The 12252-nt window shown below is 72.1% G+C and carries 8 protein-coding genes; 5 read left to right on the forward strand and 3 right to left on the reverse strand.

Annotated features, from left to right (window positions below; translation table 11 throughout):
- Positions 1–11: 11 nt before the first annotated feature.
- Positions 12–731, reverse strand: coding sequence for a Pvc16 family protein (locus KM933_RS04895; protein WP_308013259.1), 720 nt, complete (start codon positions 729–731; stop codon positions 12–14).
- A 250-nt stretch (positions 732–981) separates the two neighbouring features.
- Positions 982–1650 (reverse strand): helix-turn-helix transcriptional regulator, encoded by a 669-nt coding sequence (locus KM933_RS04900; protein WP_221348532.1) that lies wholly within the window; start codon positions 1648–1650, stop codon positions 982–984.
- A gap of 230 nt (positions 1651–1880) precedes the next feature.
- Here KM933_RS04900 and KM933_RS04905 point away from each other — a divergent pair, with 230 nt between their 5' ends.
- Positions 1881–4988: a helix-turn-helix transcriptional regulator gene (locus KM933_RS04905; protein ID WP_221348533.1), complete on the forward strand. Its 3108-nt coding sequence runs from the start codon at positions 1881–1883 to the stop codon at positions 4986–4988.
- Positions 4989–5106: 118 nt separating this feature from the next.
- Entirely contained in the window at positions 5107–5670 is a 564-nt protein-coding gene (locus KM933_RS04910) for a GNAT family N-acetyltransferase (RefSeq protein WP_221348534.1), read from the forward strand.
- Positions 5671–5790: 120 nt separating this feature from the next.
- On the opposite strand, the gene KM933_RS04915 is transcribed toward KM933_RS04910, so the two are convergent.
- Complete coding sequence (locus tag KM933_RS04915; protein ID WP_221348535.1) at positions 5791–8079, reverse strand: (Fe-S)-binding protein; 2289 nt, start codon at positions 8077–8079, stop codon at positions 5791–5793.
- Positions 8080–8413: 334 nt separating this feature from the next.
- Between KM933_RS04915 and dnaK the strand changes: the two genes are divergently transcribed.
- The 3 genes from dnaK to dnaJ all read left to right on the forward strand — a co-directional run bounded on the left by dnaK (position 8414) and on the right by dnaJ (position 12249).
- A complete protein-coding gene (gene dnaK, locus KM933_RS04920) occupies positions 8414–10285 on the forward strand; it encodes a molecular chaperone DnaK (protein ID WP_221348536.1) in 1872 nt (623 codons plus the stop codon).
- A complete protein-coding gene (grpE, locus tag KM933_RS04925) occupies positions 10282–10968 on the forward strand; it encodes a nucleotide exchange factor GrpE (protein ID WP_221348537.1) in 687 nt (228 codons plus the stop codon). The genes dnaK and grpE overlap by 4 nt, the downstream gene beginning before the upstream one ends.
- A gap of 87 nt (positions 10969–11055) precedes the next feature.
- A complete protein-coding gene (dnaJ, locus tag KM933_RS04930) occupies positions 11056–12249 on the forward strand; it encodes a molecular chaperone DnaJ (RefSeq protein WP_221348538.1) in 1194 nt (397 codons plus the stop codon).
- Positions 12250–12252: the final 3 nt, after the last annotated feature.

Below are 12252 nucleotides of genomic sequence, written 5' to 3' on the forward strand. Positions count from 1 at the left end.
AGCGTGGGTGGTCACGTCTGCCGGTCCCCGGTGTTCTTCCGGTCCGCCGCCGTCTTCCGGCTGTCGGTCGTCCGCTGATCCGCGGGGGCCGGTGCGGTCGGCGAGGACTTCAGGTGCCGCGGCCGGTGCCTGCGCTCCTGCGAACCCTCCAGCGTGCCGTCCATACCGCGGACACGGACGCCCGCACCCTCCGTGACCGGGGGACCGGCGTCGTACTCGGGGAAGGCCGGGAAGGGCACGGTGACCACGAGGTCCAGGGACGGCTTGAGTTCGCCGCCCAGGGCGGACCAGATCTCGGCGAGGGAGCGGGACTCGGTGTGCAGCCCGGCCACCGTGAGCGGGACCGACAGGTCCAGCGCGCCGAGCGCACCCGGCAGTTCGCTGGGCGGCAGCAGCTCACGGGGCAGCAGGGTCGCCAGCACCGCCGACAGCAGCCGGTGTTCGTCCTGCGGCTGTTTGGTCCAGGCGGTGACCAGGTACGACAGCCGGAACCAGCGGGGCGGCTGACGGCGGCGCACGACGATGTCCTGCTCGTTGCGGACGGCGACGTGGCCACGCTGGCGCCGGGAGACGTCCTCGCGGATGTCGTACAGATAGACGTTGACGGACGGCGCGTTGCGCCGGGCCGCCCAGTCGCGGGTCGGGGCCTCGAAGGACACGTCGATGCCCGAACCGGCCAGCGCACCACCCCCGAGCAGCCGTTTGAGGACATCGTCCACCTCGTGGATCACCGTCGTGCTCCCGCCCTGCCGTGCTGTGCGTGCCCTGTGTGCCGTGCCGTGCCGTGCAATGCCGTGCCGTGTGGTGTGCTGCCGTGCCGGACCGCCGCTGTCTGTTGCCGTCTGTTGCCGTCTGCCGCTGTCTGCCGCTGTCTGCCGTGACCGATCGTGCCTTCCGGGGCCCGCGCCTCCGCAGGCACGCCGGGGACGACCGCCGGGCAGACCGTGCTGCCCGCGCGCGCGTCCCGTGCTGCCCGTCCGGTCAGATGTAGCCCTCGCGCAGCGCGTGGGCCACGGCGTGGGCCCGGTTGCGCAGGTGCAGCCGGGTGGTGAGCCCGTGCATGACGTTCTTCACGGTGCGCTCGGAGTAGGACAGCTTGCCGGCGATCTCCCCGGTGTCGAGCCCCTCGGCGACGAGCCTCAGCACATCCACCTCGCGCGGCGCGAGCCCCGAGGCGGGGGCCCCGGGGTGGCTGCTCGCCGTGCGGTGCAGCGACCCCACCTGGCTGAAGAGCCGACCCAGCAGGTCGGCGGGCAGGTCGCCGTCCCCGCGGGAGGCCGCGACGACGGCCTGCACCAGCCGGTGCGCGGTGGCCTCGTGGCGCCACACGATGGCGCCGACACCGCACTCGATGACATCGAGGAGTTCGGTCTCGCGGATCGCGCTGACCACGAGGACGGCGCGGACGCCCTCGCTGCGCACGAGTCTGCGCAGCCGGGAGAGCGTGGTCTCGTCCAGGGTCTCGCTGATCAGCAGGGCGACGGTGCCGGATCCGGCACCGGTCTCCTCGCGGAGGTCGATCGCCGGGTGCCGGCGCAACTGGCTGAGCGCTCCCTCCCGGGTGATCGGGTCCGAGGCGTGGACCACCACCGGTATGTGCGACTCGGGCTCTGCCGTACCCGGAGCCGCGGTCCCGAACGAGCTGCGCAACGGACTCCCCTATGGTCACCGGCCTGTCACCTCTGTGGCGTCCGTGACAGGCATGCGGTCACCACACTTCTGTGGTCCACGGGGTCGGCGCAATCGTGGAGCACCACGAGGAACACCACGAGATCGGTACCCTCGTTGCCTATGTGACAGTGGGTCATGTCACTCAACGGGAGCACCTGTTCCGCCGTCCCACACAGGGGGGCCGCGCCACGGCCGCGAGGGAGACAGGGATGTACGTACCGCTGCTTGAGCGCCAGGGGGCCCTGGAACTGGTCGCCGCCGAGGCCGGGCGCGCCCGCGCCGGGACCGGCCGGCTGGTGCTGCTGCGGGGCGCCACCGGCACGGGCCGCACCGCGCTCCTCGAAGCCGCCGCCGAGCAGGCGGCGCGGGCCGGGATGCGGGTGCTGCGGGCCCGCTGCTCCCCCGACGACACCGGGCTGCCCTTCGCCGCGGTACGCCAGCTCCTCGGAGCCGAGACGGAGTGCGCGGACACGTCCGAGGTGCCCCGGGCGGCCGGGACGCGCGAGGCAGGCGAGGTACGCGAGGCGCGTGAGGTGTCCGTCATGCCCGGGGTGCTGGACGAACGGGCTCGCGGAGCCTGGCTGTGGCGGCTGCTGCGGTCGTTCGCGGCGGGGCCCCCGCTCTTCGTCGCGGTGGACGACGTCCACCTCGCGGACGAGCCCTCGCGGCGCTGGCTCGTCGACGTCGCACGGCGGGTGGACCGATTACCCCTTCTGCTGGTGGTGACCGAGCGTGGCCAGTACGACGTCGACACGCCGCCGGCCGGTCTCGCCCGCGGGTTGTCCCCCGCGCTGGTACGCACCCTCACGCTCGCCCCGCTGGGCGTGGACTCCACGACCGAGCTGGTCCGTTCGGACTTCGGCGCGGTCCCGCAGGCATGGGTGGAGGACTGCGTAGGGGCGAGTGCGGGCAACCCGCTGCTGCTGCGCGCCCTCCTGGACGACCTGCGCGGCACCCTGCCCGCCACGGTGCCGAAGGTGTCCGCCGCACTGTATCCGGGCGCGTACCAGGCGGCCGTGTCGTGGTGGCTGGACAACGCGGGACCCGCGACGGCGGAGGTGGCCCGGGCGCTGGCGACGCTGGAGGACGACGCACCGGCACGTCCTGCCCGGACGCCGTCCGGCATACCGAACGATTACTCCCGCACGCCGCCGCCCGACCCGGACGGCACCACCGGCTTTGCGCCGGACCGGCGGGAAGCCGTTCGGCCGGGCGCTCCCCGGAGCCGCCCCGGCAGCGACGAGGGCCAGAAGGACCACGGGGGCCAGAAGGACCACGGGGGCCAGGAAGACCACGGGGGCCAGGAAGACCACAAAGGCGACGTGGTCGCACAGGGGCGGGCCGCGCCCGGGAACCACCCGGTCCCGGGCGATCCGGTCCCGGGCGACCCGGTCTCGGACGAGTTCGCCGAGCTGGTCGGCGGTGTGGCCGGTGCCGACCCCGTGCGGGTGGCCGGGTGGTTCACCGCCATGACCCGGCTCGGGTTCCTGCGGACCGGCGCCGACGGGCGGCCCCGCTACGCCCACCCCCTGCTGCGGGACGCGGTGATGAGCGGCTGGCCCGTCACCCGGCGGCGGGCGGCGCACCGGACGGCCGCCGACCTGATGCTGCGGCGCGGCGACCGCGCCGAGGCCGTGGCCGCCCGGCTGCTGCGGACCGACCCGGTCGGCGAGGAATGGGCCACCGACGTCCTCCTGGAGGCCGCCGCCCTCACCCTCCACGCCGGCCGGACCGACGACGCCCTGCCCTACCTGCGCCGGGCCCTCGACGAGCCGCTGGCCGACGACCACCGGCAGCGGCTCCTGACCGAGCTGGGCTCCCTGGAGTACGCCACCGTGCGCTCCTCCGCCGGCATACCCCGCCTCGCCGAGGCGGTCCGGCTGCCGGGCGTCCCGCAGGACCGGGTGCGCGCGGCGGTGGCCCTGGGCACCGCGCTGGCCGGCCGGGGCGAGGCACGTGCCGCGATCGACGTACTGCGCTCCCTCGACCCCCAGCTGACCGACCACCCCGGCCTGGCCCGCACCGTGCACATCGCCTCGGTGCTGCTCGCCGACCACGACCAGGAGATCCGCCAGGAGACCTACCGCCGGCTGCGCGAGACCGCCGTCCGCTCGCCGGACCTGGTCGGCCCCGCGGGCCAGGCACTGCTCGTACGGCACGAGGCGACGGCCGGCCTGCTCTCGGCGGACGCCGCCATGGAACGCGTACGGGCCCTGCTCGCGGAGCCCGTCGACCCGCTCGCGGAGCCGTACCTGCTGGGCACGGCCGCCGCCGTCGCCCAGTGGGCCGACGAGCTCGAAGAGGCCGAGCGGCTCGTCGAGCGCGGCCTCGCCCGGCAGCGCCCTTCGCTGCTGCACCCGATGCACCGTGCGCTGCTGAACGTACGGGCCGACATCGCCGCGGCCCGTGGCGACTACGCGCGGCTGCTCGGCGGGCCCGACGCCCGGCGGTCGGCGGGGACCCGGCCGAGCCCGGCCAACGGGCAGGCCCACGCGGTGCTCGCGCTGGTCGAGACCGGCCGGGTGCCGGAGGCCGGCCGTCTCGCGGGCGCCTTCGACCTGCGCGAGACGCCGGACTCCTGGGAGCTGAACCGCTTCCTGTACGCGCGAGGGGTGCTGCGGGCCGCCGCCGGGGACCCGGCGGGCGCGCTCGACGACTTCCTCGAATGCGGGCGCCGCCAGTCGGCCCGCGAGGTGGTGAGCCCGGTCGTCACCCCCTGGCGGACGGCCGCGGCGGAGTGCAGCCTGACGCTCGGCCGCCCCCGGGAGGCCCTGGAACTGGCCGAGGAGGAGCTGCGGCTGGCCCGGGTGTGGGACACCCCGCGCACGGTGGGGCGTGCCCTGCGGGTGCTCGGCACGGCGACCGGCGGCCGCCGCGGCCTGGACCTCGCGGACCGGGCCGTACAGGTGCTGCGGGACGCCTCCGTGGAGACGGAGCTGATCCCCGCGCTGATCGCGCAGGGGCGCCAGCTCACTGCCGCGGGGGAGCGGGCCCGCGCCCGCGACTGCCTCCGGGAGGCGGCCGAACGCGCCGAACGCCTGGGCGCCGTACGGCTGAGGGCCGCCGCCGAGGAGGCGCTGCGCGAGGGCGGGGGCCGCCGTACGACGACGGCGCTCACCGGCTCGGACGCGCTCACCGGCAGCGAGCGCCGTATCGCGGAGCTGGCCGCCGACGGCCGGACGAACACGGAGATCGCTGAACTGCTGCACCTGGCCCGCCGCACGGTCGAGACCCACCTGACCAGCACCTACCGGAAGCTGGGCATCCGCCGCCGCACCGACCTGCCGACCGCGCTCGGCCGACGACGGGACGCCTGACGACGGGACGCCTGACGACGGGACGCCCGACGACGGGACGCCCGACGAGGATGCCGGACGCCGGGAGGGGACGGATATCGCTTTGCGGGCACACTTCCCCGGCGCCCACACTGAGCCGGTGCTGATACGACGTGAGACCCCCGCCGACATACCCGCCGCGCGTGCCGTGATCGCGGCGGCCTTCGCCACCCCGGCGACCTCGGCCACCCCGGACCGGGACCCGGTGGAGGCCACCCTGCTGGACGCGTTGCGGACCTGCGACGGCTGGCTCCCGGAACTGTCGCTCGTCGCGGTCGACGAGGACGACGAGGACGACAAGGACGACAAGGACGACAAGGACGAGGTCGTCGGGTACGTCGTCTGTACGCGCGGACACGTCGACGGCACCCCGGTCCTCGGCCTCGGCCCGATCGGCGTGCGCCCCGGCCACCAGCGGCGCGGCACCGGTCTCGCCCTGGTGCACGCGGTGCTGGGCGCGGCCGACGCCCTCGGCGAACCGCTCGTCGCCCTGCTCGGCAGCCCCGCCTACTACGGCCGCTTCGGCTTCCGGGCGGGCTCCGGACTGGGCGTCCTCCCGCCCGACCCCGCGTGGGGCGAGCACTTCCAGGTGCGCACCCTGACCTCGTACGAGCCGACGCTGCGCGGCACGTTCCGGTACGCGGAACCGTTCGACCACGTCTGAGCGGCGGCGCGCTTTTCAGGGGCGCGGGGAACTGCGCGAACGGCCCCCACCGGCGGCCGGCCGAAACGAAGCGAGCGGCCCCCCGCCGTTTCCCGGCGGGGGGCCGCTCGCTTCCGACCGCTACTTGACCGGCTCCGGCTGCGGTTCGCTCTCCGCCTCCGCCGTGCCCGCCGGGGGCTCGTCCGCGGGGGTCCTGACGGAGTCGAGCAGCAGCTGGGCCACGTCCACGACCTGCACGGACTCCTTGGCCTTGCCGTCGTTCTTCTTGCCGTTGACCGAGTCGGTCAGCATGACCAGGCAGAACGGGCAGGCGGTGGAGACGATGTCGGGGTCGAGGCTGAGAGCCTCGTCCACGCGCTCGTTGTTGATGCGCTTGCCGATCCGCTCCTCCATCCACATCCGCGCGCCACCGGCGCCGCAGCAGAAGCCCCGCTCCTTGTGGCGGTGCATCTCCTGCTGGCGCAGGCCGGGGACGGCGGTCATGATCTCGCGCGGGGGCGTGTAGATCTTGTTGTGCCGGCCCAGGTAGCAGGGGTCGTGGTAGGTGATGAGGCCCTCGACCGGGGTGACCGGGACCAGCTTGCCCTCGTCGATGAGGTGCTGGAGCAGCTGGGTGTGGTGGATGACCTCGTAGTCGCCGCCGAGCTGCGGGTACTCGTTGCCCAGGGTGTTGAGGCAGTGCGGGCAGGTCGCGACGATCTTCTTGGCCGACTTGGGCTTCGCGGACTCCGGGAGGACCTTGCCGTCGTCGTCCGTCTCCTCGCCGAAGGCCATGTTCAGCGCCATGACGTTCTCCGTGCCGAGCTCCTGGAACAGGGGCTCGTTGCCGAGACGCCGGGCGGAGTCACCGGTGCACTTCTCATCGCCGCCCATGATCGCGAACTTGACGCCCGCCATGTGCAGCAGCTCGGCGAATGCCTTGGTGGTCTTCTTCGCCCGGTCCTCCAGGGCGCCCGCGCAGCCGACCCAGTACAGGTACTCGACCTCGGTGAGGTCCTCGATGTCGCGGCCGACGACCGGGATCTCGAAGTCGACCTCCTTGGTCCACTCGAGCCGCTGCTTCTTGGCCAGGCCCCAGGGGTTGCCCTTCTTCTCCAGGTTCTTGAGCATCGTGCCCGCCTCGGACGGGAAGGCGCTCTCGATCATCACCTGGTAGCGGCGCATGTCGACGATGTGGTCGATGTGCTCGATGTCGACGGGGCACTGCTCGACGCAGGCACCGCAGGTGGTGCAGGACCACAGGACGTCGGGGTCGATGACCCCGTTCTCCTCCAGCGTCCCGATCAGCGGCCGCTCGGCCTCCGCCAGCGCGGCGGCGGGCACGTCCTCGAGCTGCTCGGCGCTCGCCTTCTCCTCGCCCTCCATGGTCTTGCCGCCACCCGCGAGCAGGTAGGGGGCCTTGGCGTGGGCGTGGTCGCGCAGGGACGTGATCAGCAGCTTGGGGGAGAGCGGCTTGCCGGTGTTCCAGGCGGGGCACTGCGACTGGCAGCGCCCGCACTCGGTGCAGGTGGAGAAGTCCAGCAGGCCCTTCCAGGAGAACTGCTCGACCTGGGAGACGCCGAAGACGTCGTCGTCACCGGGGTCGGTGAAGTCGATCGGCCTGCCGCCGCTGGTCATCGGCTGGAGCGCGCCCAGCGCGGTGGCGCCGCTCGCCTCGCGCTTGAACCAGATGTTCGGGAAGGCCAGGAAGCGGTGCCAGGCCACACCCATGTCCGTGTTGAGCGAGACGACGATCATCCACACGAAGGACGTGCCGATCTTGATCGTCGCGACCAGGTAGACCAGGTTCTGCAGCGTGCTCGTGCCGAGCCCGTCGAAGACCGTGACCAGCGGGTACGAGGCGAAGTAGGCGGCCTCGTAGTGGTCCACGTGGTGCAGGGCGCCCTCCAGGCCGCGCAGCACGTAGATGGCCAGGCCGATGGTGAGGATGACGTACTCGACGAAGTACGCCTGACCCGACCTGGAACCCGCGAAGCGGGACTTGCGGCCGGCCCGCGAGGGCAGGCTCAGCAGCCGGATGACGATGAGCACGCCGATGCCGAGCACCGTCATGACGCCGATGAACTCGATGTAGAGCTCGAACGGCAGGAACCCGCCGATGACGGGCAGCACCCAGTCGGCCTCGAAGAGCTGGCCGAATGCCTGGACGAGGGTCGGCGGCAGCGTCAGGAAGCCGACGGCCACGAACCAGTGGGCGACACCGACGATGCCCCACCGGTTCATCCGCGTATGGCCGAGGAACTCCTTCACCAGCGTCACGCTGCGCCGGTACGGGTCGTCGGTGCGGCTCCCTGCGGGTACGGGCTGGCCGAGCTTGAAGTGCCGGACGAACTGGCCCACGGCGCGTGCGAGCAGCGCGACGCCGACCACGGCCAGGACCAGCGACACGATGATCGCGGCGAGTTGCATTTCGGGGCTCCTCGGGCCTGCGAGGTTTCATTACTGAGCGGTAGCTTACGCAGTCCTACGAGACTACCCATTCCTGTGTCCGCACTGTAGTCAGCGACGCGGTGATCTGCGTCGCTGAGGCTCCCCTGGGTACGCGCGTCCCGTCAGGGGCGCGGGGAACCGCGCGACAAGCCCCCACTCGGCCGCAGTGGACGATGCTCCTGCAGGTCAGCCCTCAATATGCGCGTAGGTAAGAGATAAAGTTGAGCCTCTGCGGCTCATCTCTGTTGACCAAGCGGCGGGCGTCGTGCACACTTGAGTCCGTTCCACTCAAGTCATTGCTGGAGGAATTGAAATGGCACGTGCGGTCGGCATCGACCTGGGCACGACTAACTCCGTCGTCAGCGTTCTGGAGGGCGGTGAGCCCACCGTCATCACCAACGCCGAGGGCGCCAGGACCACGCCGTCCGTCGTCGCCTTCGCCAAGAACGGCGAGGTGCTCGTCGGCGAGGTCGCGAAGCGCCAGGCGGTCACGAACGTGGACCGGACGATTCGTTCCGTGAAGCGTCACATGGGCACGGACTGGAAGATCGAGCTCGACGGCAAGCACTTCAACCCGCAGCAGATGAGCGCCTTCATCCTGCAGAAGCTGAAGCGCGACGCCGAGGCGTACCTGGGCGAGAAGGTGGCCGACGCGGTCATCACCGTCCCGGCGTACTTCAACGACTCCGAGCGCCAGGCGACGAAGGAGGCCGGCGAGATCGCGGGCCTGAACGTCCTGCGCATCGTGAACGAGCCGACGGCCGCCGCCCTGGCCTACGGCCTCGACAAGGACGACCAGACGATCCTCGTCTTCGACCTCGGCGGCGGCACCTTCGACGTGTCCCTCCTGGAGATCGGTGACGGCGTCGTCGAGGTGAAGGCCACCAACGGCGACAACCACCTCGGTGGTGACGACTGGGACCAGCGCGTCGTCGACTACCTGGTGCAGCAGTTCAAGTCCGGTCACGGCGTGGACCTGGCCAAGGACAAGATGGCCCTCCAGCGCCTGCGCGAGGCCGCCGAGAAGGCCAAGATCGAGCTGTCCTCCTCCACGGAGACCTCGATCAACCTGCCCTACATCACGGCGTCCGCCGAGGGCCCGCTGCACCTGGACGAGAAGCTCACCCGCGCCCAGTTCCAGCAGCTGACGGCCGACCTCCTGGAGCGCTGCAAGACGCCGTTCCACAACGTCATCAAGGACGCCGGCATCCAGCTGAGCGAGATCGACCACGTCGTCCTCGTCGGCGGCTCCACCCGTATGCCCGCCGTGGCCGAGCTCGTCAAGGAGCTGACCGGCGGCCAGGACGCCAACAAGGGCGTCAACCCGGACGAGGTCGTCGCCATCGGCGCCGCCCTCCAGGCCGGTGTCCTCAAGGGCGAGGTCAAGGACGTCCTGCTCCTCGACGTGACCCCGCTGTCCCTCGGCATCGAGACCAAGGGAGGGATCATGACCAAGCTCATCGAGCGCAACACCACGATCCCGACCAAGCGGTCCGAGATCTTCACGACGGCCGAGGACAACCAGCCGTCCGTCCAGATCCAGGTCTACCAGGGCGAGCGCGAGATCGCGGCGTACAACAAGAAGCTCGGGATGTTCGAGCTGACCGGTCTGCCGCCGGCCCCGCGCGGTGTCCCGCAGATCGAGGTCGCCTTCGACATCGACGCCAACGGCATCATGCACGTGACCGCGAAGGACCTGGGCACGGGCAAGGAGCAGAAGATGACCGTCACCGGCGGCTCCTCGCTGCCGAAGGACGAGGTCGACCGCATGCGCCAGGAGGCCGAGCAGTACGCGGACGAGGACCACCGCCGCCGCGAGGCCGCCGAGGCCCGCAACCAGGGCGAGCAGCTCGTCTACCAGACGGAGAAGTTCCTCAAGGACAACGAGGACAAGGTCCCGGGCGACGTCAAGACCGAGGTCGAGGCGGGCGTCGAGGAGCTGAAGACCGCGCTCAAGGGCGAGGACACCGCCGAGATCCGTACGGCCACCGAGAAGGTCGCCGCCGTCTCCCAGAAGCTGGGCCAGGCGATGTACGCCGACGCCCAGGCCGCGCAGGCCGGCGCGGGTGCCGACGCCCCGGGCGCCGGTCCGGACGCGGGTGCCGGTGCCAAGGCCGCCGACGACGACGTGGTGGACGCCGAGATCGTCGACGAGGACCGCGACCGCAAGGACGGTGCCGCGTGACGGAGGAGACCCCGGGCTTCGACGAGCAGCCCGACGTTCCCTCCGGCGCCACCCCTGAAGACGCCGAGCCGAAGCCGGCCCCCTCCTCCTCGGAGGAAGGGGCGGCCCAGGCCGGGGACGCGGCAGCAGCAGCCCAGACAGCAGCTCAGACGGCAGGTCTGACGGCCCAGCTGGACCAGGTCCGCACGGCGCTCAACGAGCGCACGGCGGACGTCCAGCGGCTCCAGGCCGAGTACCAGAACTACCGCCGCCGGGTCGAGCGCGACCGGGCCGCGGTCAAGGAGCTCGCCGTGGCGAACCTCCTGACCGAGCTCCTCCCCGTGCTCGACGACATCGGCCGCGCGCGGGAGCACGGCGAACTGGTCGGCGGCTTCAAGTCGGTGGCCGAGTCGCTGGAGACCGTCGCGGCGAAGATGGGCCTGCAGCAGTTCGGCAAGGAGGGCGAGCCCTTCGACCCGATGATCCACGAGGCCCTGATGCACTCGTACGCGCCCGACGTCACGGAGACGACGTGCGTGGCGATTCTGCAGCCGGGGTACCGGTTCGGCGAGCGCACCATCCGCCCCGCGCGGGTGGCGGTGGCCGAGCCGCAGCCGGGTGCGCAGCCCGCCAAGGGCGACGAGACGGACACGGCGGACACGGCGGCCGACGACAAGGAGAACGGTGGCCCGGACGAGGGCTGACGTGACACAGGCCGTACGCGCGTCCGCACGCACGGAGCAAGCCGAGCGCGTACGTGAGAGTGACGTACGGAAGGAGGGGCGTCGAGGATGAGCACCAAGGACTTCATCGAGAAGGACTACTACAAGGTCCTCGGCGTCCCCAAGGACGCCACCGAGGCCGAGATCAAGAAGGCGTACCGGAAGCTCGCCCGCGAGTTCCACCCGGACGCCAACAAGGGGAACACGAAGGCCGAGGAGCGCTTCAAGGAGATCTCCGAGGCGAACGACGTCCTCGGGGACCCCAAGAAGCGCAAGGAGTACGACGAGGCCCGCGCCCTCTTCGGCAACGGCGGCTTCCGGCCCGGCCCCGGCGCGTCCGGCGGCTCCTTCAACTTCGACCTGGGCGACCTCTTCGGGGGCGCGCAGGGCGGAGCGGGCGGGGCCGGCGGTGCCGGGGGCTTCGGCGGCGGCATAGGCGACGTCTTCGGAGGTCTCTTCAACCGCAGCGGCGGCCCGGGTCCCGGTGCCCGGACGCAGCCGCGCCGCGGCCAGGACATCGACACCGAGGTCACCCTCAGCTTCACGGAGGCGGTGGACGGCGCGACCGTCCCGCTCCGGATGACCTCGCAGTCGCCCTGCAAGGCGTGCTCGGGCACCGGCGACAAGAACGGCACCCCGCGCGTCTGCTCGACCTGCGTCGGCACCGGCCAGGTCGCGCGCGGTTCGGGCGGCGGCTTCTCGCTGACCGACCCGTGCCCTGACTGCAAGGGCCGCGGCCTGATCGCGGAGCACGCGTGCGCGGTGTGCGGCGGCTCGGGACGCGCCAAGTCGTCCCGCACCATGCAGGTCCGCATCCCGGCCGGGGTGTCGGACAAACAGCGCATCCGCCTGCGCGGCAAGGGCGCACCGGGCGAACGGGGCGGCCCGGCCGGTGACCTGTACGTCATCGTGCACGTGGACGCGCACCCGGTCTTCGGCCGCAAGGGCGACAACCTCACCGTCACCGTGCCCGTCAGTTTCACGGAGGCGGCGCTCGGCGGCGAGATCCGCGTGCCCACGCTCGGGGGACCCCCGGTCACCCTGAAGCTGCCCCCGGGCACCCCCAACGGACGGACGATGCGCGCCCGCGGCAAGGGCGCGGTCCGCAAGGACGGCACCCGCGGGGACCTGCTGGTCACCGTCGAGGTGAGTGTCCCGGCGGACGTGACGGGGAAGGCTCGTGACGCGCTGGAGGCGTATCGCGAGGCGACCGCGGAGGAGGATCCGCGGGCGGAGCTGTTCCAGGCCGCGAAGGGAGCATGAGGA

The organism is Streptomyces beigongshangae, from assembly GCF_019710745.1.
Taxonomy (GTDB): Bacteria; Actinomycetota; Actinomycetes; order Streptomycetales; family Streptomycetaceae; genus Streptomyces; species Streptomyces beigongshangae.

Excerpts from the sequence above, each read along its gene's own strand:
- KM933_RS04905 (WP_221348533.1), top strand. The coding sequence starts at position 1,881 with ATGTACGTACCGCTGCTTGAGCGCCAGGGGGCCCTGGAACTGGTCGCC.
- KM933_RS04915 (WP_221348535.1), bottom strand. The coding sequence starts at position 8,079 with ATGCAACTCGCCGCGATCATCGTGTCGCTGGTCCTGGCCGTGGTCGGC.
- dnaK (WP_221348536.1), top strand. The coding sequence starts at position 8,414 with ATGGCACGTGCGGTCGGCATCGACCTGGGCACGACTAACTCCGTCGTC.
- dnaJ (WP_221348538.1), top strand. The coding sequence starts at position 11,056 with ATGAGCACCAAGGACTTCATCGAGAAGGACTACTACAAGGTCCTCGGC.